Here is a 23,643-nt window from a genome sequence, read left to right as displayed (position 1 = left end):
CGGCCGTTGAACGTGATCAGGTTGCGCTGCACTTCGGCCGGGGTCAGGCCGGTGGTGGCGTTAGCCGTCTTGTCGTCCAGGATGGCCTGGCCTGTCGCATTCAGCGCGCGGATGTTCCATTGCGGCGTCACGTTGAACATATTGTTCACGTTGAACGACAGGGTCATCGACTTGCTCAGATTATAGTTCAGCGCGAAGTCGGTCAAGGTCTTGGTCTTGAAGGCCGTTTCCAGGTTGCTGTCCAGGCCAGCCTGGCGGAAATAGGTCGGACCGAACACGGTGTTGTTCAAGGACAGATTCAAGTCCTTGTAGTCCCAGTCGGCCCCGACGATGGTCTTGAACTTGGGACGCGAAGTGAACATCAGCGCCTCCTGGGTGGCGTCCAGCACCGACTGGCCGGCGCTGGCGATCGGCGGCGGATTGTTGACCGCGCCGTCGCGCTCGTTTTTCAAGGAATAGTTGCCCGACAGGTTAAGCGTCAGCTTGCCGTCCGCGAAGGGGATATTCTTGCGCGACAGCACGTAGTCTATGCCCGAGGTAACACTGGTCAGGGCGTTGACGAAGAAGCTCACCGACACGATGCCGGCCTTGGCCAGTTCCTGGTCCAGTTTCTTGGTCGGATCGCCGGTCGGGACGATTTCCTTGCCCAGCACGATGCGGTCCTTCACCTTGATGTGGTAGAAGTCGACCGTGATGCTGGTGTCGTTGTCCGGCTTCAGGCCCAGGCCCACCGTAATGTTGTTCGATTTCTCCGCCTTCAGCTTCGGCACTTCCAGCGCGCTGGCTTCCGGCGACACGTTGTTGATCAGGCCGGACACCTGGATGCCCTTGCCCGCCACGAAGGAGTACTGTTTCTTCTGCGTGAAAGTCTGCGCCAGCGACGGCGCGCGGAAACCGGTGGAGGCGGAGCCGCGCAAGGTCAGCTGCTCGCTCACTTTCAGGCGGGTCGATCCTTTCCAGACGAAGGCGCTGCCGAAGTCGGTGTATTTCTCATAGCGGCCGGTAGCGTCGACCAGCCATTTGTCGCTGATGTCCCAGGTGGCGCCGCCGTACACGCCGTAGTTGGAGCGCGATGAGGGGAAGGAATTGCGCGGGTCGTTGCCGGCATAGGAGTCCGCGCCGCCGTTGATGTAGGAGGCTTCTTCGCCGGCCAGCACCGCGTATTTTTCGTGCCGCAGCTCGGTACCGGCATAGGCGCTGACATTGCTGGCCACTTGCCTGGACACGTCGCCGTTCAGCACGAAGTGTTCGAACTTCACGCCGCCGGCATGGAAGCTGGTGGGCGACTGCACCTTGCTGGCGCCGGAGGCGAAGTCCGCCGCCATGCCGCGGTTGATCGAGTTCGCCACGCCGTATTCCTGCTCGTTGCCGCCGTAGGTCAGGCTGACGTCGGCGCTCCAGTCGCCCAGCGGGAACTTGACGCCGCCGGTGGCGTTGTAGTCGTCCAGCTTGCCGATGAAGCTGGGCACATAGCCCAGGTAAGGCGTGCCGGCCGCGTGCAGCAGGCCGTAGTCGGTCGGCCGCCAGTACGGCGTGCGGTAGTTGGCGTAGCTGTCGATTTTCTTGTGGATGTAGGCGGCGTTGCCGTAGATGGACACGCCGTCGCTCAGTTCGTAGCGGCTGTTGACCAGGGCCTTGGCGGCCTCGGTGGCCGGCGCGCCGTTGATGTTGCCCGCATCCGGCTTGAGCGCCAGGAAAGGCTCGACCTTGTTTTTCAGGAAGTCGGCAAAGACGTCGGTTTTGTCCATGAAGTCCGAGGTTTCGCCGCGCGCGTTGACAACGCCGGGGCGGTTGGACAGCTTGGTCTTGGACACGTCCAGCGTGAAGTTGACGAAGCCCTGGTCGCCCAGCGCGAGGCCCTTGTTCAGGCTCAGGCCGCCCATCTCGCCGTCGCGCTCATGGGTGATGCCGGCGCGCGCCGTCAGCGAGCCGCCTTCGGCCGCGTCCTTCAGGATGATGTTGACCACGCCGGCAATGGCGTCCGAGCCGTACTGGGCGGACGCGCCGTCGCGCAGCACTTCGATGCGCTTGATGGCGTCGGTCGGGATGGCGGAAATGTCGGCGCCGCTTTCGCCGCGGCCGGGAGAAGTCTGGGTGTAGATCAGCGAGCTGGCGTTCTTGCGCTTGCCGTTGATCAGGATCAGCACCCGGCTCGGCCCCATGTTGCGGATCTCGTAGGGATCCAGCAAGGAGGTCGCGTCGTTGACCGGGGTTTGCACGGTGTTAAAGGACGGCACGCGGAACTGCAGCGATTTGTCGAGCGAGTTCTGGCCGGTCTTGGTCAGTTCGCGCGCGCCCAGGATGTCGATCGGCACCGGGGTGTCGACCAGGGTGCGCTGTGCGCCACGGCTGCCGGTAGAAACGATTACCACCTTCTGGATGTCGTCCGCCGGTGCTTCGGCGGCAGCCGGTGCGGTGGCGGCGGGCTTGACTTCCTGCGCCAGGATGTAAGGGCTGGCGGACAACATCAACACTGCAAATGGAAAGCTCTTCTTCATGGATCTTCTCTCTTGTAACGGTGTTTTCTAGGTATGTAGGCGCTTGTGGCGGGTGTTACGAGGCTGAATGTAATATGTAACATTGCTATGAGTCCATTCATAAAGGTTATGGGAGCAGGAATACAACGTTCCACGACATTTCGCGAAAAGTGTTGTGATACTTGGTACTTTTCCTGTGTAAGATGAGGACGCACCCCGTCCGCGCGGCGGACGATACCACTTTATTTTTTTGGTGCGACTGCGGGGAAAATCGGGCCGCGCGAACGGCGGCCCGTCGGGTCAGCGGCGCGGCTTGCCCGGCGCGTTTTTCGGTGCTTTTTGCGCTGCGGAGCCTGCGGAATAAAGGGTCTTCGCGTCCTTGTGGGCCTGGTCGATGTTGCGCAAGGCCTGGTCTTCGTCGTGCTTGACGAAGAACTCGGCGTCCTGCGCGGCTACTACCAGTTTGATGGCGGCGGCGTCGGCCAGGTGGTACTTCTCGACGATCAGCGTGGTCACTTCGTCGAGATACTCTTCGTATGTCATTTCACTTGCCATTTCATTTCCTAAATGTGTCGCCGAAGAAATCGCCCTTGTTCCAGCTTGGCCTGTCGGCGGCGTTGGCGATCTCCAGCGCGATGTTGTAATTGAGCTGCGCGAAGCGCGCAGCGGCGTCGAAATTGAACGGCAGCTTCAGGTCGTCCGTCGGCTGGTGGTAGTTCGTGCTCAGGAAATGCTCCCACTGCTTGGCGCCGTCTTCGCCCTTCTGGAACGAGGCCATGCCGGTGGCCAGGAAAATCGAAGGGATGCCCTGGCGCACGAACATATAGTGGTCGGAACGGGTGAACAGGCCCTGCTCCGGCCACGGGTCGGGAATCAGCTCCAAATTCATCGGCTTGAGCGCGCGCGTCAGGTTGCCCTTCAGGCTGGAATGCTCGGCGCCGAAGGCCATCACGTTCTTGAAATCGAAGGTCAGCAAGGGCATGTCGAGATTGACGTTGGCCACGATGGCGCCGGCCGGCACGGTGGGGTTGGTGGCGAAGTAGTCTGCGCCCAGCAAGCCTTTTTCTTCGCCGGTGACGGCCACGAACAGGATGGAGCGCTTGGGCTTGACCTGGCCCTGGCTGAACAGGCGCGCCGTTTCGATCAGCGTGGCCACGCCGGAAGCGTTGTCCATGGCGCCGTTGAAGATGTTGTCGCCGCTCTTTTCCTTCACCTGGCCCAGGTGGTCCAGGTGGGCGCTGAACACCACGTATTCGTTTTTCAGCTTGGGGTCGCTGCCCTCGATCATGCCGACCACGTTGCTGCTCTTCAGGTCGTTGCGCGTGCTTTGCGAGGCCATGCGGGCCGACACGCCCAGGTCGCCGCGCTGCACCGGCTTCTCGGCCGCCACCTGCTCGTAGATGGCATCCAGCTTCAGCCTGGACTGCGCGAACAGCTTGCGCGCGGCCGGGATGCTGAGGCTGTACCGGTTTTGCAAGGTCGGCTGCTGGTGCGCCGCCACCCCGTTCTTGTCCACCCAGCTCATGCTGGGGATGTAGCGGTAATCCTTCAGCTTGGCGAACGGCACGGCTTTTTCCGAGCCCGGCGTGGGAATGGTGATCATGCCGACGGCGCCGTGGCGGGCGGCCGCTTCGCGCTTCAGCTCGCCGCTGGCGAAGTGCGCGCCTTCCTCGGTGGGGAAGCTGCGCGGCTTGCCGGACAGGACCACGACGATCTTGCCCTTCACGTCCACACCCGCGTAGTCGTGGTGCTTGAGACGGTCCGCCTCGATGCCGTAGCCGACAAACACCAGCGGCGCGCCAACGGCAGACTGGTCTTCCAGCAGGCTGCCGGAGGTTACGTACTCGTCCAGGTAGGCCAGCTTTTCAGTGCCGGCCTTGCCGCTCAGCTCCAGCACTGGCGATTCCTGCACCAGGCGCGTGGCGCGCAGCGGCACCTGCTGCAGGAAGCTGCCCTGGTCGCCCTTGGGCGCCAGGCCGTATTGCAGGAACTGCGTGGTGACGTAGTGCGCCGCAATGTCGTAGCCCCGGCTGCCGGTTTCGCGGCCTTCCAGCAAATCGTCCGCGAGGAAGGTCAGGTGGGCCCTGATCATGTTTTTGTCGGCGCGGATGTCTTGCGCATTTTGCGCGTGCGCGCCGGCCGCCAGGGCCAGCAGGCCGGCCGCCATTAGGGAGCGATGTTTCAGCACTATGTCTTCCTTAGTCTTGTTAAGTTGGGCGCTTCGGGATATCCAGGCCGCGCTGCACGGCGGGTCGCGCCAGGCAGCGTTCCAGCCAGGCCGGCACGCGCGACAGGCTGGCGTAGTCCACCAGCTCGCCCGCGCCGTAGAAGCCGATCAGGTTGCGCACCCAGCCTATCATGGAGATGTCGGCGATGGAATAGCCGTGGTCCATGATGTAGTCGCGGCCTTCCAGGCGCGCCTCCAGCACCGCCAGCAGGCGCTTGGTTTCATTCACGTAGCGCTGCAGCGGGCGTTTGTCCTCGTATTCGCGGCCGGCGAACTTGTGGAAGAAGCCCACCTGGCCGAACATCGGGCCGATGGCGGCCATCTGAAAGAACACCCACTGGATGGTTTCGTAGCGGGCGGCCGGGCCGGCCGGCAGGAACTGGCCGCTTTTCTCGGCCAGGTAGAGCAGGATGGCGCCCGATTCGAACAGCGCCAGCGGCTTGCCGCCCGGACCGTCGGGGTCGACGATGGCGGGAATTTTGCCGTTCGGGTTGAGCGACCTGAACTCCGGGGTATTGTTTTCGTCCTTCATGATGTCGACCAGGTGCGGCTCGTAGGCCAGGCCGGTTTCCTCCAGCATGATGGATACCTTGACGCCGTTCGGCGTCGGCAGCGAATACAACTGGATACGTTCGGGGTGCTGGGCGGGCCAGCGCTGGGCAATGACAAGGTCGGACATGGTGGTCTCCATCTTCAGTGAGAGATGGGAGTGTAGCGTTTGTGCGCAGACCGTGCTGGCACGGCCACGCAGGGCGGGTCAGCGGGAACCGCGTCACCCGCCGGGCGCGGCCGGCGGCGCTAGTCCTGCCACGCCTGCGCCAGCACCGCGCCGCAATCGGCGCGCGCGTCCAGCGAACCGAACACCCGCCCCCACTCGCTGTCGTAGCGGCTGGCGAGGAAGGCCTCCGCGCTGGCCTGCGAAGCCGACTCGCGCATCAGCACCGCCTGCGCCGCCAGCATCAGCTTCTGCGTGTAGCGCCGCGCGCCCGCTTCCAGCTGTTCCGGCGGCTGCCGCAGCGCGTCGCGCAGCCCGGCGATTTCCCCGCGCAGCCGCGCCTCGTCGCCGGCGCGCCGCTGCAGGTCGTCCAGCAGCACCTGCATGCTGTCCGGATGGCGTGCGATGGCGCGCAGCACGTCCAGGCACATCACATTGCCCGAGCCCTCCCAGATCGAATTGACGGGCGCTTCACGGAACAGGCGCGCCATCGGCCCGTCCTCCACGTAGCCGTTGCCGCCGAAAACTTCCATCGCCTCGCCCGCCATCTCCACCGCGCGCTTGCAGATCCAGAACTTGGCGGCAGGCGTGACGATGCGCTTCCACGCCTGCGCGGCCTCCCCCTGCTGGCCGAACGCGTGTGCCAGCTGCATGGACACGCGCAGCGCCGCTTCGCTCTCCAGCGCCATGTCGGCCAGCACGGAACGCATCAGCGGCTGCTCGAACAAGGTGCGGCCGAAGGCCTTGCGCTGGCGCGTGTGGTTCAGCGCCTGCACCAGCGCCTGGCGCATGAAGGCCGCGCTGGAGATGCTGTTGTGCAGCCGCGTGTTGGTGGCCATCTCGATGATGGTGGGGATGCCGCGCCCCTCCTCGCCCACCATCACGCCCCAGGCGCCGTGGAACTCCACTTCGCTGCTGGAATTGGAGCGGTTGCCCAGCTTGTCCTTCAGGCGCTGGATGTGGATGGGATTCTTGCTGCCGTCCGGGCGCCAGCGCGGCACGTAAAAACAGGACAGGCCGGCATCGGTGCGCGCCAGCACCAGGTGCGCGTCGCACATGGGCGCGGAGAAGAACCACTTGTGGCCGACAATGCTGTATTCGCCGCCGCGCCCGGCCGCGCCGCCGGCGTGGGTGGCGCGGGTGGTGTTGGAGCGCACGTCGGTGCCGCCCTGCTTTTCCGTCATGCCCATGCCGACCATGATCGATTGCTTGGCGGCGGCCGGCAGGTCGCGCGCGTCATGCTCGCTGGAGAACAGCAGCGGCTGCAACTGCGCAAACAGCGCCGGTTCCTGCTGCAGCACCGGGATGCAGGCAAACGTCATGCTCACCGGGCAGAAGGAGCCGGCTTCGATCTGGTTGTGCAGGTACTGGCCGGCGGCGTAGGCGGTCCATGCGCCGGCACGCTGTTCGGTGAAAGGCTGCGACACCAGGCCGTGGCGGCGCGTGATGGCCAGGAATTCGTGCCAGCTGGGATGAAACTCCACCACGTCGATGCGCTCGCCGGTGCGGCTGTGCGTGTGCAGCTCGGGCGGATGGCGGTTGGCCAGTTCGCCCATGCGGATCACGGCCTCGCTGCCCAGCAGTGCGCCCTGGCCGGCCAGCGCGTCGGCATGCCAGCCTGCGCCGCCGCGCGTCACGGCGTCCCGCAGCAGCGGGTCGGTCAGGTAGAGGTTGTAGTCTTTCAGCTCGGCAGCCTGGTTGCTGATCTCGTGGGTTTCCCATTGCATGGCGGTCTCCGTTGTCCGGTCGATTGATCCGATCGAATTAGTATAGGATTAAAGTGTGTTCAGCATGTTCGGATTCCACCCATGACAGATTCCAGCCGCGCGGCGCGCCAGAAGCCCCGCCGCAGGCCGCGCCAGGCACGCTCCTGGGCCACTTCGCTGGCCGTGCAGGAAGCCTTTGTTCGGGTTTTGCTGGCGCGCGGCTACGACGGCGTGACCATCCGCGAGGTGGCGGCGGTGGCAGGTGTGGGCATCGGTACGTTCTACGAGTACTTTCCCAACAAGGAAGCGCTGGCCGCAGTCTGCCTGCGCATGCGCATGAAGGCAGTGGTGACGGAGCTGGCCGCGCTGGCCGGCGCGGACGGGCCGGTGCACGGCCTGGTGGACGCCCTGCTGGACCGCATGGTGGAGCGCTTTGCGGGCCGCGCGGCGGAGTGGCAGGCGCTGCTGCAGCTGGAACGGCGCATCTCCACGCCGGAAGCCTATTCCCGGCTGTACCGCCTGGCCACCGACATGTGGGCGGCCGCGCTGGCGCGCGCGGCGCTGCCGGCGCAGGCGGCCTGGGTGGTGCACACCGCGTCCTACAGCGTGCTCACCCAGCGCGTCATGGAAGACGACCCGCGCACGGACGCGGCGGCCCTGCGGCGCCAGCTTGGCGTGCTGGTGCACGCCTACCTGGCGGAGCAAGGCCGGGGCCACGGCTAGCCGCGGCGCGGCGCATGGCGTACCATCTGCAACATCCCCACCACACCGCGAGACCGCCATGTTCAAATCCATCCGCCTGCTGCCCCTGCTGCTGGCCGCTTCCAGTGCCTGGGCGGTATCGCTGGCCGACCTGTCCAACAAGGACGTCAACGGCGCCCTGAAAGCCGCGCTGGAACGGGGCTCCACCGCCGCGGTCAGCAAACTGGGCGCCGAGAACGGCTTCCTCAACAATGAGAAAGTGAAAATCCAGCTGCCGCGCGTGCTGGAACAGGCCCGGCCCATCCTGAAAATGACGGGGCACGCGCAGCAGCTCGACGACCTGGTGGTGTCGATGAACCACGCGGCCGAGGCGGCCGTGCCGATGGCCAAGCCGCTGCTGGTGGACGCAGTCAAGAACATGACGCTGACCGACGCCAAGAACATCCTGAGCGGCGGCGACACGTCGGTGACGCAGTTCTTCCGCGAGAAGACGGCAGCCCAGCTGAGCGTGAAATTCCTGCCCATCGTGAAAAAAGTGACCGACAAGTCCGACCTCTCGGCCAAGTACAACGGCGCCCTGTCCCAGGTGTCGAAAATGGGACTGGCGCCGGCCGGCACGGTGGAAGACTATGTGACCCAGCGCGCGCTGGATGGGCTGTTCACCATGATAGGCGAAGAGGAAAAGGCGATCCGCAACGATCCGCTCGGTACCGGCAGCAAACTGATAGGCAAAGTGTTCGGCGCCCTGAAGTAGCAGCCAGGCGAATACTTTTTGTCGGGAAACTTTACACGGGCCGCCGACACGCCACGCCAACCCCTTGATTTATCAACAGTTGCAAATCAGGCATAAATTATGCTTTAGATTTCTCATTTGTTAATATTTCTGGGGGACCAAGTATGAAGCGCCTCTTTCTCGCGGCCCTGCTCGCCGTTTGCACCGCACTGGCCCACGCCGACATCATCTTCGACAACGGCCTCGGACAAGATTTCTCTCCGCGCAGCGGCTACTTTTCCACGGCGCTACAACAGCAGCGCCTGTACGACGATTTCAGCCTGGCCGGCACCTACGACATCGGGCACGTGTTTTTCCAGATGGGCCTGACGGAAGATCCGTTCTTCGGCTCCTTCACCTTTACCATCTACAACGACGCCGGCGGCGGCGCGATCGGCGGCGCCATCTACACCCGCACGCTCAACGTTGGCGACTACACGGCGGTACCGAACAGCATCATCAGCTACCCGTTCAGCACCTTCTACGACGTCACCTTCGCCACCGACGGCCTGACCCTGGGCGCCGGCAACTACCTGCTGAGCTTCTACGGCCTGGACCTGGAATTCCGCACCGCCAACACCGACGCCCCGAACGGCTACTTGCTGTGGCAGCAGGAAGACACCGGCGACGTGTTCGCCATTGATGGCGGCCTGCCCTTCCGCCTGGACGGCAGCGTACCGTCCAGCACGGTCCCTGAACCGTCCAGCCTGCTGCTCTCGGCCGCCGCGCTGGCCGCGCTGGCCTTCCACCGCCGCCGGCGCCAGCACTAAGCCGCCAGCAGCGGACTCCCCCTCTCCACCAGCAAGTCGGTGAACGCGCGCACCCGCAACGGCATATGGCGCTGGTTGCGGAAAATGGCCGACACCTCTTCCGTGTCGCCCGGATTGTAGCCGGACAGCAGTTCCACCAGCCGCCCGGCCTGCAGCTCGGCCGCCACGTGGAGCATGGCCAGCCGGCTGACGCCCAGGCCGTCCAGCGTGAGCTGGCGCATGGTTTCACCGTTGTGGGTGAGCATGCCGTCCTGCACCGGCAAGTGCACAGTCTGGCCGCCGAGGCGGAACGGCCATTCATCGAGCGGACGGCGGAAATTGAAGCAGCGGTGCCGGGCCAACCCGCCCGGCTCCTGCGGGACGCCCCCCTGTTGCAGATAGCGCGGCGCCGCCACCACGGCGCGCCAGCTGCGGCCCGGCACCCGGGCGTGGAAACTGGCGTCGGCCAGCGGGCCCATGCGGATGGCCAGCGGGCGCCCCGTCATCAACGGTCCCGCCATCCGGGCCGAAGGCGGCACGGTGCAGACCATCGCCTGAGCCGGACTGCGGATTGCAAATTCCGGCTTCCGGATTCCGGCCGCCTATTCCGCGGAATCGGCGCTGCGGGCATGCTGCAGCGCTTCCCACAGTTCGCGGTACTCGAGCCGCTCGGCCATCGCCTCGATGCCGCGCGCCAGCGCCGGGTGCTGCGGCGCCACGCGCAGCAGCAGTTCGTTTAGCTGCTTGCGGTCCAGGTGCTGCACCGCGTTGCACAGCGCGCTGTAGGTGGCGCCGTCCAGCGCCTGCACATCGCCCGGCAGCAGCACCGCCGGGGCCGGCGCGGGCTCGGCTGCGGATGCGTCAGCTCCGGCCCCGCTGCCGTCACCGGGTCCAGGCTGCGGACGCGCTGCCTGGACCGGCTGCGGCGCGGCGGTCGGCAGCGTTCCGAGCTGGCCGACGTCGCTCAAGCCGCCCGGCGGCGGCGCTTGCTGCGCATCCATCCGCGACAGCGCCAGCACCTGGTCTATCAGCGCCAGCAAATGCTTGCCCGAGTAATGGATGAAGCGCAGGTTTTCCAGCTCGTCCTGGCTCAGCGACTGCGAGCGCGTCATCAGTTCCGAGAAACCGATCACCGCATTGAGCGGCGTGCGCAATTCATGGCTCATATTTGACAGGAACACGCTCTTGGCGCGGTTGGCCGCCTCGGCGCGGTCCAGCGCGGAGGCCAGCGCCCGCGTGCGCTCGTCCACCAGCTGCTCCAGCCGGCTGCGGTAACTGGCCAGTTCCCTCTCGGCCAGCGTGCGCTCGGCGTCGATGTAGGCCAGGCGCTGCTGCGTCTCGCCAATCCAGCCCAGCACGCTGTCGCGCGGCGCATCCGGCAGCGGGGCGGAAAAGTCGCCGCTGCCCAGGCGCGCGATGTGGCCGTACAGCTGCGGTACGCTGCCGCCCAGCACCGCCAGCACTTCGCCGCGCGCCATCCATACCAGCGCCAGCAGCATCGCCACCAGGCACAGGAACACCACGCGCAGCTGCAGCGCGCGCTGCTCGCTCAGCCGCACCGCCTTCAGCGTGCGCTCGTCCGTCATGACCGCGAACTGGCGGATAGGCTCCATGATGGCAGCCTTGGCCTGGTGATAGGCGGCGTCGTGCAGCACGGCGATGGCGCGCGCGCGGGCCGCCGCGCCGCCCGGCGTGCCAGGCGCAGCCTGCTCCACCAGGCGCATGGCGGCGAATTCGGTGGCCGTCAGCGCGTCCGAGCGCTGCCTGGCCTGCTCCAGCACGGCGATCTCCTGGGCCATGAAACCGGCGCGCCGTATCAGCTCGTGCAAGGGCACGGCGTTGCCGGGCGGGCCGGTAAAGCTGGCGCCGGCGGGCACCAGGTCCCAGTAAATGTCGGGATGCTTGGCCGAGCGCGGCAAGCGCCCGTCGCGCACCGCCAGGATCTGCTCGAAGTGCTGCTTGTAGACCGGATCGCCGGTGGCGGCGAAGCTGCGCGCCATGCGGGTCAGCTCGTCCGAGGACTGGCGCAGTTCGCTGGCCAGGAAGGTGGAACGCTGGCGCACGTCGTTGGCAACGTCGATCTTCTTCTCGGCCCGCACATAGAACACGAAGCTGGCGGCCAGCAGCAGCGACACCGCCAGCGTCAGCCAGAGGTGCACGGACAGGCGGGACAGGCGTCGGTTGGGGGCGGCCGTGCTGAGCATAGTCGTTCAGGTCTGTGAGGGCGCGCTCATGGTATGCCTATCATCCGGCAGGGGCAAGCGATGTTGCAATTGACTCCCGCGAATTTGCAGTTCGTCGCAAAAACCACCACAGCGGCGCGGGCGAAATTACAATGGCCTCACTGACAACTTGAATAACCCAGGGAAAACCATGCGCCGTCTCTTGATTCAAACCGCCATCGCCACGCTCGCCTTCACCAGCTCCGCATACGCGGACGAACAGGTGCGCACCTTGCAGCCGTTCACCGCCATCGACAGCAAAGGGGCGTACAGCATCGTGGTGGAGGGCGGCAAAACGCAATCCGTGAAACTGTCTGGCACCGACAAATTCATCGGCAACCTGGTGACCGAAGTGGTGAACGGCGAACTGAAAATCTACCACCGCGACGGCGGCGGCAAGAACGCCAACGGCGATCCGCGCATCATCATCACGGTGCCGTCGCTGGTCAAGTTCATCGGCGAAGGCGCGGGCGAAACGGTATTGAAGAACATGGCCGGCGAGCGCCTCGACGTGAGCTACCAGGGCGCGGGGCGTTTCGCCGCGCAGGGCAAGGTCAAGCTGCTGCGCCTGAAGGCGCAGGGCGTGGGCGAAGTAGACACCAAGGACCTTGCCGCCGAACGCGCCGACGTGAACTTCAACGGCATCGGCAATGTGAAGGTCAGCGCGAGCGACACGCTGAACGCGGTGGTAAACGGCATGGGCAACCTGACCTACTACGGCAAGCCGCGCCACCTGAACAAGACCGTCAACGGCATCGGCAACGTCAACGCCGGCGACTGATCCCGGGGCCCGGCCCTAGCGCAGGCTGCCGGCCAGGCGCGGCGAGGACAGCAACTGGCGGAACGCGGCCCAGCGCTGGGCGCGCGCCGTTTCCGGATCGGCCGAGGTGGCGTGGCGCTTCACGTAGTCGCCCACCAGGTCGGCGCCCACCGTGTAGTTGATGACGTAGCCCCGGTTGGCCTCATAGAAGCGGATGCGCTGCTCGGCCTTCTCGGGCGGATACAGCAGCACGTTCACCAGCCACTCCACGGTTTGTTCGCGCGTGGCCTTGCCGTCCAGGTAGGCGCGCGCGGCGTCGTTGTCGGCATAGGCCAGCTTGCCGAACAGCTGCGTCAGCGCCGCGTATTTGTCGGCCAGCGCCGGGTCCAGCCCGGCCAGCGGATACAGCACGTCGCGCTCGAAGGCCAGCCGCTCCTGCGGCGTGAACGCCATCAGGATGCCGTAGTTGGCGCTGCCCTCTGCCACCAGCGACATCGGCGAATACAGCGGGTAGACGCTGAACTCCTGCCAGTTCTTGCCCTTGACCAGGGTCTGTTCCAGCAGCGCGTTGTAGACGTGGTGGCCGGGATAGCCTTCATGGCAGCCCAGGTCCACCGCGCGCTCGATATAGATGGGGAATTCGGTGTTGATCTGGATCAGGCTGTGCGCGTCGCCCTTGTACCAGTTGTAGCCGGACCACGGCTGGTTCTGCACGAACTCCAGCACGAAGCTCTCGTTGGCCGGCATGGAAATATACTTCGCGCTGCGCTCGCGGCAGGCGCGGATGGCAGCCTCCATCACGGGGCGCAGCTTGTCCTTGGGGATTTCAACGCGGGCGCGGAAGGCTTTCACGCGGTCGGCCAGCGGGCCCTGTCCGCCAAGCAGCTTGCCGATGCGGTCCTGCAGCTCCAGGTAATAGGCGCGGTCGTGGCGCGGCGCCACTGCGTTGTACATGGTGGCGGTTTCCTCGTCGAAGCTGAACTTCTTGCCGCCCAGCATATCGACCCGCATCACCATGGATTGCAACTGCTTGTCGAGGAAGGCGATGCGCAGCGCCTCGTCGGCGTCGCCGCCGGCAGCTACCGGGGGCAGCGCCTTGCGCGCCGCCTCCGCCTCGCTGCGGATGGCGGCCAGGCTCAGCTTCTCCTTCACCGCCTGCTCCTGCAGCTGCGCCGGTCCGTAATAAGCGTCCACATAGGAAGCGTCATGCTGGCCCACGGCCAGCACCAGCTTCATGTAGCGTTCGCCCACCTCCTGAACCGGCGCCGCCCAGGCACTGCCTGCGATCAGCATGGCCACACCTCCCGCAAGCAGTTTACGCATGCACTATCCTTTACTTTTTCTTGGTGTCCTTCTTGGCAGGAGCCTTGGCTGGCGCCGGCGCCGCCGCCGGCTGCGATGCCGGCGTGCTGCCACCCTGCACACCCAGCGCGCCGCCGGTACCCAGGCCGCCCGCTACTTCCTGCGCCTTGTAATTGCGCACCGCTTTCACCAGCTGGTTATACGAGTCCATGAAAGCGGCAGTGAGGATTTTACCCTCAGGCGTGTTGGAATAGCCACCGGCACCCGCAAAACCGCCGGCGAACAGGCCGCCGAACATATTGAAGTCGAAGTTCTTGGCGCTGCCTTCGGCCGCAGCGAGCTGCACCCCGGAACGGTTGTCGATCATGATCAGCGTGGTAGCGGCCTCATTCGATTTCATGCCGCCCGCTACCATGCCGGCCACGCTGCCGATCAGGCCAAAGCCGCCCAGCGCACCGCCCATGCCGGAAGTACCCTTCTGGCTGAAGTTGATGGTAGGGCTCATGGTGTAATCGGCGGCGACCATCTGGCCCTTGCCGAAGTTGCTGCCGCCGCGCATTTCGCCGCTCTGCTGGATGTCGCGCTCCATGTTCATGTTCTTCAGCGCGGCGCCGCGCTCGACCACCACGAAACAGTTGGACTGCTGGATCATCATGCGCAGCACCGGCACGGTGGAGCCCAGCTTGTACTGCGACAGCGCGTGATACCACGGCGCGGACTGGTCTTCCACCACGCCCAGCGTGCCGAGCGGCTTGTCGCATTTTTCCAGCTGCGAGCTGGCGTTGGCCGCGTTGGCGCCGCCTGCAGCGCCGGTGGCGACAGTGCCGCCGCCGCCCAGTTGCGGCTGGGTGCCGGCGCAGCCGGTCAGCGCCAGCGCGGCGATGGCTGCTGCGAGATATTTTCCCTGGATCTGGATCGTTTTATTGGTCTTCATGGTCGTACTCCCCTGGTCGTTTGCGTGGGCAAAGCTGAGCTTCATTTTAGTCGTGGGGGAGTATATTTCAATCAACTAGTTAGATTCTATACAATTGTCACACTAGTAATTATATTTATTGATCAATTTCCTGCGGCCGATAGTGTTCGCTTATACAGGCGCATCCACAGGCTTTCCGGCGACATCACGAAGCCCATCACCTCCCGCGCTTGCTCACCGGTGGCCGTGCGCACCGCGTCCACCTCATAACGCGCCAGCACCATGGCGATGGCGATCTTGATCTCCAGCAGCGCCAGGTAGCGCCCCGGGCAGGTGCGCGGCCCGGCGCCAAACGGCACGCCCACCTTCTTGTCGGCGGATATCTGCCCCTGCGCATCGGGCAGCCAGCGCCGGGGATCGAATTCGGCGGCGCGCGGGAAATGGCTGTCGGACACGCTATGGTGCCGCAGCACGCACCACACCAGATCCCCGGCCTTCACTTCGATGTCCGCCACCGCCGTGTCGCGCAGCGCTTCCAGCGGCATGAACGGCGCCACCGGCTTCAGGCGCATGGCTTCCTGGATGCACGCGTCCAGGTAGTCCAGCGCATCCATCTGCTCGATGCTGAAGGATGCGGCATCCGGCGCATGGCGCAGCACTTCCTCGCGCGCGGTCTGCATGGCCTGCGGGTGGCGCTGCAGCAGGTAAAGCAGCCAGGCGATGGTGTTGGCGGTGGTATCCTCGCCGGCCAGCAGCATGGTCGAGACATTGCCGGCCACGGAACGGTCGTCCACGCCGCTGTCCTGCTGGTCGGCGGCGGCGATCATGGCTTCCAGCAGATTGCCGGGACGCGCCACGCGCAGCGGGTCGGCCGCCATGCGCGTGCGGGCCTGAGCGATCAGTTCGTCGACCGCGCTGGCCAGCGCCGCCGCCGAACGCTCCAGGCGGCGGTCCTGCGGCAGCTTGAAGTAGCGCCAGTACGGCAGCAGCGTGAGGCTGCGGCGCGCGATGCCCGGCAGGATGACGTCCAGGTGGCGCTGTATGGTGTCCTCGCCGCAGTCGATGGTATTCACTTCCGTGCCGAATGCCAGGCCGGCGATGATGTCGACCGTGTAGCGCTTCAAATCCGCCGCCAGGTCGATCTCCTGCCCGGCCTGCGCGATACCGTCCCAGCGCCGCTGCAGGCGCAACGCCACTTTCACCAGCGCCGGGAAATACGCCTTGATGGCGTGCGGCGCGAAGCCCTGCATCACCATGCGGCGCTGGTTGCGCCACTCGCTGCCCTCGGCCATGAACAGGCCGGGCAGGCCGCCCAGTTCATCGGAGATCATGGCCGTCACGCTGGGGCGGCGAAAGCCGTCCGGCCGGTCGCGCAGGATGGCGGCCACCGCTTCATGGTCGGCCACCACCAGCACCCGCGTGCGGCCGAAATGCACGGGGAAGTAGGCGCCGTAGCGCTGGCACCAGCGTTCGATGTCGCGGTGCACGCTGAGCGGCCTGATTTGCAGCAGGTTGCCGACCAGCGGCCATGGGCGCGGTCCGGGCAGCGATGGGATGCGGCGCAGCGGCGGCCGGCTTTCAGCGGTCAAGGTAACGGATGTAGTCATAGTGACATCATATCCCATATCGATTTCACAACCTGCCGGGCCAGCGGTGCGAGGCGAAAAACCGTGCCGGCGTACCATCCCGGCATGGACCCGCACCGCATTCCGGCACGGCTGGCAGCAGCCGTGCTATCGCTGGCAAGCTGCTGCACCGCCATGGCGCAGCAGGCGGGCGGCGCTGCACCTGCCGCCGCCGCACCCGCAGTGCCGACCGTGACCATCCCCTACACGCGCGACCCGGTCGACAAGTCCTACCGCAAAATGGTGCGCGGCATGGAGCGCTACCAGCGCGAACGGGCACTGGCGCCGCGCTCCGCACTGCGCTTCCAGGTGCTGCCGCGCCAGCCCGGCGTGAAACTGGACGGCGTCACCCTGAAAGTGGTGGGCGACAGCATCGCGCTGCCGGTGGCCATGGCGACGGACCACAGTTTCACGCTGGAGCGCAATGAACAGGCCTTGCGCGAGGATGCGGCGCTGGTGGCCAACCGCAAGACCAGCAGCATGACCTGGCGCGCCATGGTGCGCAGCGAAGGCGTGCCCGCCGGGATGCGGCGGCTGGGCGACCTGCGGCTGGAATGCCTGGTCGGGATGGAGGCGGGACTGGTATCGAACAACTCCGCCCTGTTCGCATGGCTGAACGACATGCTGACCGATGCGGACAAGGTATGCGCTTCGCCGGAGGGTAACTACCTGCAGTTTGCGGACCGGCCGCTGTTCGGAGTGACGCTGCACGCGGGAGCGCGTTCGATGGCGCTGCCGTTCAGGGCCTTGTACGCGGGCGGCACGCAAACCGAAGCCACCCTGCCCTATTGCGATTGCCAGGTCCTGCTGGACCGCAGCTACTATGCGCCGGTGTGGGACCGCAGCTGGCCGGACGATGCGCTGCTCAGTTTCCAGTACATGGACGACGCGGCGGAGCCGGTGCCGCCCCGGTTGGCCAGCAAAGAAGCGGCGCGCGCGGCGCTGGGGGAGCCGGCGGCCGCGCTGCGCTTCGACAGCGGCTATGAGGTATGGCAGTACCGGTATCCGCCCGCCGCGAGCCTGCCGAAGGGGGAGGACGGCAGGCCGCAGATGGCGGAACTGGTACTGTTGTTCGACAGCGGCGGCGCAACACGCCAGTACCGCCGCCGCGAACCATAGCCGCCGTGGGACATCGCCTCAGTCGTTGGCCTGAGGCGAATACTTGTCGGCCTGCGCTTTCGCGCCCACGCCGTGGGTGCGCACGTCGGCGGAAATCGGCAGCATGGACGCATCCCACGCCTCCCACTGCTGCTTCAGTTCCGCCAGCCGCTCGGGATGCTTGCGCGCCAGGTTGGCCCGTTCGCGCTGGTCCTGCTCAACGTTAAACAGGTACTCGTTGCCGTTGATCTTCAGGTATTTCCAGTCGCCCGCCCGCACCGCGCGCTGCGCGTTGGCCTTGTAGCGCCAGAACAGCGTGCGCTCCACTGCGGGCTGTTCGCCCAGCAGCACCGGCAGCAGGTTCCGGCCGTCCGGCGGATAAGCCGCATCCGGCTGCGTGCCCGCCGCCGCCAGCAGGGTGGGCAGCCAGTCCATGCTGATGGCCACCTGCTTGCTCACCTGGCCGGCTTGCACGCGCGCCGGCCAGCGTACGATGCCGGGTACGCGGATGCCGCCTTCCAGCAGCTCGGTCTTCTGGCCGCTGAACGGCCAGGTCTTGGAGAACCGCTCGCCGCCGTTGTCGCTGGTGAAGACCACGATGGTGTTCTCCGCCAGCCCCTGCTTCTCCAGCGCCTGCAGCACCCGGCCGATGGACGCGTCCAGCGCCACCACCATCTTGGCGTAGGTGGCCAGGTCGCCGCCGTCGTAGTGGAAGATGTTGTCGATCTGCCTGGACACCGCCTCGTCCTTCGGCCCTTCCCACGGCCAGTGCGGCGCGGTGTAGTGCAGCGACAGGAAGAAGGGCTTGGACTTGTCCTGCTTCTTCACGTAGGCGGCGGCGCGGTCGCCCAGCAGGTCGGTGTAGTAGCCCACTTCGCTCACCGCCACTTCGCCTTCGTACAGGTCTTCCTTCACGTTCGGGCCCACGCCCGGCTTGTGGGTGAAGTAGTCGATGGCGCCGCCGTAGTTGCCGTAGAAGGAATCGTAGCCGCTCTTCAGCGGGCCGAAATTCGGCAAGGAACCCAGGTGCCACTTGCCGATCAGCGCCGTGTTGTAGCCGGCCTTCTTCAGCAGCGAGGGCAAGGTGGGATGCCCGGGCGGCAGGCCGATGGTGTCGGACGCGCCGGCGATCGGCTCTTCCAGCCCGCCGCGCAGGCGGTACTGGTAGCGGCCCGTGATCAGCCCGAAGCGGGTGGCCGAGCACACCGCCGAGTTCGAATATGCCTGCGTCAGCCGCAGGCCCTGGGCGGCCAGCTTGTCCAGGTTGGGGGTGCGGAAGTCGGTCTGTCCATACACGCTCAGGTCGCCCCAGCCCAGGTCGTCGGCCAGGATGAAGATGACGTTGGGCTGGCCGTGCGCCCGGTCGGCGCTCCTGCCGGCCTTGCCGGCGGCCAGCGCCAGCGTAGGGGCCAGCGATTGCGCAACGGCCAGCGTGGACCAGCCACCGAGGCCACCGATCACGGTGCGGCGTTTTTTATTGATGCTCATGTCTGCTCCTTGTTCAGAATTCGTGGCGGGCGGTCACGCCCACGGTGCGCGGCGTGGCGATCACCGCGTTGTAGGAACCGAAACCGCTGTTCCACATGCTGGTGTAGTAGTGCTTGTCGAAGGCGTTCTTGACCCACAGCGACACGTCCCAAGCGGCGCCGCGCGTGGTGCGCAGGCCAACGGAGAAATTGCTCACACTGTAACCCGGGATCTTCGAGTATTCGGAAGCATCCAGCGTGCCGTAGGTGGAGGCGCGGTAGGCGTAGTTGGCGTTGTAATACGCTTGCACGCCTTCCGCCGCCACGTGCGCGTACTGTGCACCCAGGTTGCCGATCCAGCGCGGCGCATTCACCAGCGCGTTGCGGCCGGACAGGTCGCAGAAGGTGGCGCTGCGCTCCGGCGGGCACGGCGCGTTGCGGTAGTCCAGATAGCTGGCGTCGTTGAAGGAGCCGTTGGCGCGCAGGGTCAGCCCCTTGAACGGCGTGGCGATGGCTTCGAGCTCCAGGCCGCGCGTGCGCACGTCGCCCGCATTGGTCAGATAGGAACTGCGGCTGACCGGGTCATACGCGTTGCTCTGGTAGCCGTGCACCACGGTGGCGAACAGGTTGCCGTTCAGCTGCAGGCGGTGGTTCAGCAGGGTGCTCTTTACACCCAGTTCCAGCGCGTTGGCGCGCTCGGTCCCCACCAGCATCGAGGCCACGCCGCCCGCGCCCGGCACGGACAAGTTGATGCCGCCCGACTTTTCGCCGTGCGACAGGCTGGAATACAGCAGCACTTCCGGCGTCAGCTTGTAGCCGGTGCTGAGCAGCGCGGTAGGGCTGAACTGGGTCAGGCCCAGGCTACCGGAATCGTAGGCGCCGTAGCGGGCGTTGCGCGCGGCCAGCGCAGCGCCGGTGACGGCGGCGCCGCCGGTGGGCGCATAACGCACCACGCGCGCGGTCTTGTCCTCGTAGCTGGCGCGCACGCCGGCCGTGAAGTCCAGCTTGTCCGTGGCGTGCCAGGTGGACTGGGCGAACAGCGCGTAGCTGTTCACGCGCAGCTGGCCCGGCGCGTTGCTGCTCAAATTGGACCAGGCGCCGGCCGGGTTGCCGTTGTAGACGTCGGCCAGCGGGCCGTTCACGGTGAAGGAGTTGTTGCTCAGCTCCTGGTAGTAGTAATAGGCGCCGAACACCGACTCCAGCGCCTGGCCGGACGGCGTGGCCCAGCGCAGTTCCTGCGTGAACTGCTTGTGGCGCGCCGAGGCGCCCACGTTCAGCGTGACGGGCACGGCCAGGCCGTCGTCGTTGCGCGGCGTGAAGTTCCAATAGCGGTAAGCGCTGACGGAGGTGAGCTTGTGGTCGCCCGCCAGCGTCCAGTTGGCCTCGGCCGAGGCGCCGCCCTGGTGCACCGTCACGTGCGAACCGGAGTCCAGGTTGACCGCGCGCTGCGTGGGGTCCAGCACCGGCGTGGCGCCCACCAGCTTGGCTTGCGCAATCGCGCGGCCGCTCGGGCCGGCGTTGTAGAACACCAGCGTGCCGTTGTTCGAGTCTTCCTCGTTGTAGTCGGCGATCACGCGCAGGCTGAAGTCGCGGCTCGGCTCATACAGCGCCTGGGCGCGGAAGCCCTGGCGGTCGCCGCCCTGCACCTTGCCGCCGTCGTACAGGTTGGTGATGTAGCCGTCCTCGCGGGTCTTGTAGGCCGACACGCGGCCGGCCAGCGTATCCGTCAGCCCGCCGGACAGCACCAGCTTGGCCTGGCCGTAGCCGAACTGGCCGCCCGACAGCTCGATGCTGCGCTCGGGATTGAAGGTGGGCTTCCTGGTGGCGATATTGAGCACGCCGGCGGTGGTGTTCTTGCCGAACAGCGTGCCCTGCGGACCGCGCAGCAGTTCCAGCTGCTGCACGTCGAGCGCATCGAAGGCGGCCATGCCGGGACGGGCCAGGTAGACGTTGTCCAGATAGATGCCGACACTGCCCTCCAGGCCGTCGCTGGCCGGATTGTTGCCCAGGCCGCGTACGGCAAAGCTCATCTGGCGGGCGTGCACATAATTGATGGTGGTGCTGGGCAGCAGCTGCTGCAAGTCCTGCACGCGGTAGGTGCGGCTGCCGTCCAGCGCATCCTCGCCCAGCACGGTCATCGGCGTGGGCACGTTCTGCGCGCTTTCGACGCGGCGCCGGGTCGTCACCAGCACGCTCTGCACGGCGCCAACGATGACCGGGTCGGCGCCGCTGGCTGCGGCAGTTGCCGCGCTGGCGGCGCCGGCTACACTGGCGGCCGCCCCGGCCTGAGCGTCAGCCGCTTCGGCGCCGGCCACGGCAGCGCCGGCTGCCGCAGCGACGGCGGCATGGGCCGGTGCCGCCATTGCGGCTGCTGCCATGACGGCAAGCGCGATGGTGCTCAGTTGCGTGCCCAGTTGCGTGCCCAGTTGCGTGCCCAGTTGCGTGCCCAGTTGCAGAACCGGCCGCGATGGGCTGCGCCGGGTGTTACGGTCTGCTGCAAAATGCTGTACCACTTTACTCCCCTTGTTTGAATTTTTGGCGAGCGCCTCCCTGCCGTTGCGGCATGCTGCAAGCGGGGGCGCTGCTGGTTTGCCTGTTACTTGTCGGCGAGCGCTTTTTCCGAGCGCGGAGTGCCCTGTGGTACCCATTCGTAAGGGACCGGCTGCGCGCGATAGACCCAGTTGGTCCTCACCTGCTTGCCTCCACCGCCGACGGCGGAATTACCGAAATAGGGACTGACGTATTCCCACACGATGTCGCCCTGCGGCGTGACCTGGAAGAAGCGTCCGTTCATGCCCTCGTCCACCAGCGTGTTCCCGTTCGGCAGGCGGCGCGCGCTGCTGATGAAGGCGCTGTAAAAGCTCCATTGGGTCTGGCTGGAATCGGCCGCAGTGTACTGCCACACGATCTGCTTGCTGATGGGATCGATCTCCAGCACCCGCGAGTGCGGAAAGATGCCGGGGCTGACGCGCGGATAGCCCGCCTCGCCCTGGTTGTCGAACACCAGGATATTGCCGGCGCCCGGCAAGCCTTTGGCGATCAGGTGCGCGTCGTGCAGGCCGATGATCTGGTCCACCGGGCGCGGCACCTTGCTGCCGGCGATGGCCGGATAGTCCGGCCCCAGGTTCCACACCACCTTGCCGCTGTGCTTGTCGATGATGGCGATGAAGTTCGCCTCGCGCGAATCGATGATGATGTTATCGGGATGGAAGCGCTGGTCGCCCTGGTCGAACCACTTGTTCGCGCCCAGCACCGCCATATTGTTCACGTGCAGATAGTCCACCGGCCCGGCGCCGTAGCGCGGCTGCGCTGCGCGCACCAGCTTCAGCGCTTCCGGAGAAAAGCCGAATTCTTCCAGATGCTCCGAGGCCACCCACTTCCACGCTATTGAGCCGGACGGCGTGACCTCGTAGATCACGTCATCCAGCACCTGCGCGGCCTGGAAGCCCGCCACGCTGTGCACCAGGTTGGCCAGCACCAGCGTATTGCCGTTGGCGAGGCGGCGCCAGTCGTGGTGCTGCTTGGCCGCGCCGCCGGGCGCGCCGCCGCTGGCCACTGAGGCCGAACCATAAGCCTCCTGCGCGCCGGCGCCCCATTGCCACACCACCTTGCCGTTCCAATCCAGTTCGCCGATGCTGGTGTTGCCCAGGCCGTTGCCAGTGGTCTGCGCGCCCGGCACGCTGCCCAGTTGCAGCAGGATGTTGCCGCGTTTTCCATCGGCCAGCGCAGGGTCCAGCAGCACCGGCGGGAAACCCTCGTGCGGCCACTGGCGCACCTCGTTGCCGTTCATGTCGATCAGGTGGGTGCGCTTGTCCTGGCCGCTGAACAGCACGTAGCTGTTATAGGCGCGGACCGGATCGTAGCGCGTCACGCCGGTGGGGAAGACGCTGGGCGCCGCCATCGCGGCGCTTGCAGCCATCATCAGGCAAACGCCCGCCGCCGCTGTCCACGCCACCGCCCGCACTGCCGCCCCTGCCTTCGCTACCGCCATCACAGCCTCCTTGTATGTCTCGCAATGTTGAAATTCGAGACTGCATCATAGGGAGGCCGCCGGTGCGGCACCACGAATCATTTCGCATACTGTTATTTGGCGTGCTGGCATTAGCTCATAGCCAAACACGCAGGTTTCAGTGCGGGACGACGGCGAACCTGAGCATGTCCGGCGGATAGTACTGCTGGAAATAGCGCCACAGCACTCCCCTGGACGCTTCGTTCAGCAAAGCGTGCAGCGCGCGCTGGTCGGCCGCCTGCAGCGAGCGGCGCGACACATAGGCGCCGCTCTCCGTCATCGGCAGGCCGGCCAGGGGCTGGTACGCCAGCTGCGCCAGCAGTGCCTGCGCGGCGGGGTCGGCGTTGAGCGAGGACATGAAGATGGCTGGCGCCATCACGGTGAAATCCGCGCGGCCGGCCTTGAGCAGGCGGCCGACGGAAGCCAGGTCGTCTGCGTAGTCGATGCGGCGCTCGGCCTCCAGCTGCCGCAGCAGCGCGTCGTACTCGTCGCCGAACGAGTACGACCGCACCACCACGCCGCGCAGATTCTTCTGTGCCAGCAGCGCCTGTACGCTGTGCGCCGCCAGCTTGCGCGCCTTCAGGCTGATAAGTTCCACCTTCCACTTCATCATCGGAACAAAGGTGGCGCGCAGATCGCGGTCAGCGCTGCGCGACGCGGGCACCATCAAGTCGGCCTGGCCGGATTCGAGGAACTGGAATGCCATGCGGGCGCGCGGCATCACGGGAAATTCAAATGTGCAGCCGGCCTTGGCGCCCAGCTCGCGCAGCGTATCCGGTATCACGCCGGACACGCTGTTCCCCTGCACGATGACGCTATAGCCGGTCGGCGAAGCGGGCACCCGGATGGCCCGCGAGCAGCCGGCGCTGGCCGGCTGCGGCAGCAGCGTAGCGGCCACCA

General features: G+C 66.0%; 19 protein-coding genes. 5 read left to right on the top strand and 14 right to left on the bottom strand.

Annotated features, from left to right (window positions below; translation table 11 throughout):
- The 5 genes from AC6H42_RS31560 to AC6H42_RS31540 all read right to left on the bottom strand — a co-directional run.
- Positions 1 to 2,468 (bottom strand): TonB-dependent receptor plug domain-containing protein (locus AC6H42_RS31560; RefSeq protein ID WP_497549783.1); only part of this gene is annotated, 2,468 nt, incomplete at its 3' end.
- A 309-nt stretch (positions 2,469 to 2,777) separates the two neighbouring features.
- Positions 2,778 to 3,020, bottom strand: coding sequence for a hypothetical protein (locus AC6H42_RS31555; protein ID WP_057158358.1), 243 nt, complete (start codon positions 3,018 to 3,020; stop codon positions 2,778 to 2,780).
- A gap of 13 nt (positions 3,021 to 3,033) precedes the next feature.
- Positions 3,034 to 4,665: a M28 family peptidase gene (locus AC6H42_RS31550; RefSeq protein WP_200954104.1), complete on the bottom strand. Its 1,632-nt coding sequence runs from the start codon at positions 4,663 to 4,665 to the stop codon at positions 3,034 to 3,036.
- A 19-nt stretch (positions 4,666 to 4,684) separates the two neighbouring features.
- Positions 4,685 to 5,383, bottom strand: a complete 699-nt coding sequence (locus AC6H42_RS31545) for a glutathione S-transferase N-terminal domain-containing protein (protein WP_497549782.1) — start codon at positions 5,381 to 5,383, stop codon at positions 4,685 to 4,687.
- 119 nt (positions 5,384 to 5,502) lie between these two features.
- Positions 5,503 to 7,146, bottom strand: coding sequence for an isovaleryl-CoA dehydrogenase (locus AC6H42_RS31540; protein WP_057158135.1), 1,644 nt, complete (start codon positions 7,144 to 7,146; stop codon positions 5,503 to 5,505).
- Between the two features lie 81 nt (positions 7,147 to 7,227).
- Here AC6H42_RS31540 and AC6H42_RS31535 point away from each other — a divergent pair, with 81 nt between their 5' ends.
- The 3 genes from AC6H42_RS31535 to AC6H42_RS31525 all read left to right on the top strand — a co-directional run bounded on the left by AC6H42_RS31535 (position 7,228) and on the right by AC6H42_RS31525 (position 9,369).
- A complete protein-coding gene (locus AC6H42_RS31535) occupies positions 7,228 to 7,848 on the top strand; it encodes a TetR/AcrR family transcriptional regulator (protein ID WP_497549781.1) in 621 nt (206 codons plus the stop codon).
- A 58-nt stretch (positions 7,849 to 7,906) separates the two neighbouring features.
- Entirely contained in the window at positions 7,907 to 8,581 is a 675-nt protein-coding gene (locus AC6H42_RS31530; protein WP_057158137.1) for a DUF4197 domain-containing protein, read from the top strand.
- A 143-nt stretch (positions 8,582 to 8,724) separates the two neighbouring features.
- Positions 8,725 to 9,369 carry a PEP-CTERM sorting domain-containing protein gene (locus AC6H42_RS31525; RefSeq protein ID WP_497549780.1) on the top strand — a complete coding sequence of 215 codons (645 nt, stop codon included), beginning with the start codon at positions 8,725 to 8,727 and terminating at the stop codon, positions 9,367 to 9,369.
- On the opposite strand, the gene AC6H42_RS31520 is transcribed toward AC6H42_RS31525, so the two are convergent.
- A complete protein-coding gene (locus AC6H42_RS31520) occupies positions 9,366 to 9,854 on the bottom strand; it encodes a LysR substrate-binding domain-containing protein (RefSeq protein ID WP_497549779.1) in 489 nt (162 codons plus the stop codon). The genes AC6H42_RS31525 and AC6H42_RS31520 overlap by 4 nt on opposite strands.
- Before the next feature lie 96 nt (positions 9,855 to 9,950).
- A complete protein-coding gene (locus AC6H42_RS31515; protein WP_497549778.1) occupies positions 9,951 to 11,552 on the bottom strand; it encodes a histidine kinase dimerization/phospho-acceptor domain-containing protein in 1,602 nt (533 codons plus the stop codon).
- Between the two features lie 169 nt (positions 11,553 to 11,721).
- Between AC6H42_RS31515 and AC6H42_RS31510 the strand changes: the two genes are divergently transcribed.
- Entirely contained in the window at positions 11,722 to 12,351 is a 630-nt protein-coding gene (locus tag AC6H42_RS31510) for a GIN domain-containing protein (protein ID WP_057158141.1), read from the top strand.
- Positions 12,352 to 12,366: 15 nt separating this feature from the next.
- Here AC6H42_RS31510 and AC6H42_RS31505 read toward each other — a convergent pair whose 3' ends face one another.
- The 3 genes from AC6H42_RS31505 to AC6H42_RS31495 form a co-directional block, all read right to left on the bottom strand.
- Positions 12,367 to 13,653, bottom strand: coding sequence for a hypothetical protein (locus AC6H42_RS31505; protein WP_157201165.1), 1,287 nt, complete (start codon positions 13,651 to 13,653; stop codon positions 12,367 to 12,369).
- A 10-nt stretch (positions 13,654 to 13,663) separates the two neighbouring features.
- Complete coding sequence (locus AC6H42_RS31500) at positions 13,664 to 14,566, bottom strand: CsgG/HfaB family protein (protein WP_057158359.1); 903 nt, start codon at positions 14,564 to 14,566, stop codon at positions 13,664 to 13,666.
- A 122-nt stretch (positions 14,567 to 14,688) separates the two neighbouring features.
- Positions 14,689 to 16,152 (bottom strand): cytochrome P450, encoded by a 1,464-nt coding sequence (locus AC6H42_RS31495; protein ID WP_497549777.1) that lies wholly within the window; start codon positions 16,150 to 16,152, stop codon positions 14,689 to 14,691.
- A 63-nt stretch (positions 16,153 to 16,215) separates the two neighbouring features.
- Here AC6H42_RS31495 and AC6H42_RS31490 point away from each other — a divergent pair, with 63 nt between their 5' ends.
- Entirely contained in the window at positions 16,216 to 17,289 is a 1,074-nt protein-coding gene (locus tag AC6H42_RS31490; RefSeq protein ID WP_497549776.1) for a hypothetical protein, read from the top strand.
- A gap of 18 nt (positions 17,290 to 17,307) precedes the next feature.
- Here the strand turns inward: AC6H42_RS31490 and AC6H42_RS31485 are convergent, their stop codons facing one another.
- From AC6H42_RS31485 to AC6H42_RS31470, 4 genes are all read right to left on the bottom strand, one after another.
- Positions 17,308 to 18,756 (bottom strand): sulfatase family protein, encoded by a 1,449-nt coding sequence (locus tag AC6H42_RS31485; protein WP_082552183.1) that lies wholly within the window; start codon positions 18,754 to 18,756, stop codon positions 17,308 to 17,310.
- Positions 18,757 to 18,769: 13 nt separating this feature from the next.
- Positions 18,770 to 21,247 (bottom strand): TonB-dependent receptor, encoded by a 2,478-nt coding sequence (locus AC6H42_RS31480; RefSeq protein WP_497549775.1) that lies wholly within the window; start codon positions 21,245 to 21,247, stop codon positions 18,770 to 18,772.
- Between the two features lie 83 nt (positions 21,248 to 21,330).
- Positions 21,331 to 22,725 (bottom strand): aryl-sulfate sulfotransferase, encoded by a 1,395-nt coding sequence (locus tag AC6H42_RS31475; protein WP_497549774.1) that lies wholly within the window; start codon positions 22,723 to 22,725, stop codon positions 21,331 to 21,333.
- A 136-nt stretch (positions 22,726 to 22,861) separates the two neighbouring features.
- Positions 22,862 to 23,643 (bottom strand): substrate-binding periplasmic protein (locus AC6H42_RS31470; protein ID WP_497549773.1); only part of this gene is annotated, 782 nt, incomplete at its 5' end.

It is taken from the genome of Massilia sp. NBRC 108631 (assembly GCF_059704565.1).
This window is presented reverse-complemented; position numbering and strand designations above follow the sequence as displayed.

Excerpts from the sequence above, each read along its gene's own strand:
- AC6H42_RS31555 (WP_057158358.1), bottom strand. The coding sequence starts at position 3,020 with ATGACATACGAAGAGTATCTCGACGAAGTGACCACGCTGATCGTCGAG.
- AC6H42_RS31545 (WP_497549782.1), bottom strand. The coding sequence starts at position 5,383 with ATGTCCGACCTTGTCATTGCCCAGCGCTGGCCCGCCCAGCACCCCGAA.
- AC6H42_RS31540 (WP_057158135.1), bottom strand. The coding sequence starts at position 7,146 with ATGCAATGGGAAACCCACGAGATCAGCAACCAGGCTGCCGAGCTGAAA.
- AC6H42_RS31535 (WP_497549781.1), top strand. The coding sequence starts at position 7,228 with ATGACAGATTCCAGCCGCGCGGCGCGCCAGAAGCCCCGCCGCAGGCCG.
- AC6H42_RS31530 (WP_057158137.1), top strand. The coding sequence starts at position 7,907 with ATGTTCAAATCCATCCGCCTGCTGCCCCTGCTGCTGGCCGCTTCCAGT.
- AC6H42_RS31525 (WP_497549780.1), top strand. The coding sequence starts at position 8,725 with ATGAAGCGCCTCTTTCTCGCGGCCCTGCTCGCCGTTTGCACCGCACTG.
- AC6H42_RS31520 (WP_497549779.1), bottom strand. The coding sequence starts at position 9,854 with ATGACGGGGCGCCCGCTGGCCATCCGCATGGGCCCGCTGGCCGACGCC.
- AC6H42_RS31515 (WP_497549778.1), bottom strand. The coding sequence starts at position 11,552 with ATGCTCAGCACGGCCGCCCCCAACCGACGCCTGTCCCGCCTGTCCGTG.
- AC6H42_RS31510 (WP_057158141.1), top strand. The coding sequence starts at position 11,722 with ATGCGCCGTCTCTTGATTCAAACCGCCATCGCCACGCTCGCCTTCACC.
- AC6H42_RS31505 (WP_157201165.1), bottom strand. The coding sequence starts at position 13,653 with ATGCGTAAACTGCTTGCGGGAGGTGTGGCCATGCTGATCGCAGGCAGT.
- AC6H42_RS31500 (WP_057158359.1), bottom strand. The coding sequence starts at position 14,566 with ATGAAGACCAATAAAACGATCCAGATCCAGGGAAAATATCTCGCAGCA.
- AC6H42_RS31495 (WP_497549777.1), bottom strand. The coding sequence starts at position 16,152 with ATGACTACATCCGTTACCTTGACCGCTGAAAGCCGGCCGCCGCTGCGC.
- AC6H42_RS31485 (WP_082552183.1), bottom strand. The coding sequence starts at position 18,756 with ATGAGCATCAATAAAAAACGCCGCACCGTGATCGGTGGCCTCGGTGGC.
- AC6H42_RS31475 (WP_497549774.1), bottom strand. The coding sequence starts at position 22,725 with ATGGCGGTAGCGAAGGCAGGGGCGGCAGTGCGGGCGGTGGCGTGGACA.